At 67.6% G+C, this 275-nt stretch carries 1 pseudogene; it reads right to left on the reverse strand.

From position 1 onward, the window contains the following. A pseudogene (locus tag FLQ44_RS04815) lies at positions 1–275 on the reverse strand (phospho-N-acetylmuramoyl-pentapeptide-transferase); the annotation flags it as partial.

Consider the following 275-nt stretch of genomic DNA (forward strand, 5'->3'; position numbering starts at 1 on the left):
CGTGCTTGGTGGCCACGGCCATGGCGCCCAGGGCCCCGCCGAGCGCCAGAGACCCGGTGTCGCCCATGAAGATCTTGGCTGGCGGCGCGTTGTACCAGAGAAAGCCCATGCCCCCGCCGATGATGGCGGCGCAGAAGATGGCCAGCTCGCCCGCGCCCGGCACATGGTGGACCTGAAGATATTCCGAGAACAGGAAGTTGCCGACCAGATAGCTGATGATGCCGAACACGGCGGCGGCCATCATCACCGGCACCACGGCCAGCCCGTCCAGGCCG

The sequence above is a fragment of the Vogesella mureinivorans genome, from assembly GCF_007644035.1.
In the GTDB taxonomy this organism is placed as follows: domain Bacteria; phylum Pseudomonadota; class Gammaproteobacteria; order Burkholderiales; family Chromobacteriaceae; genus Vogesella; species Vogesella mureinivorans.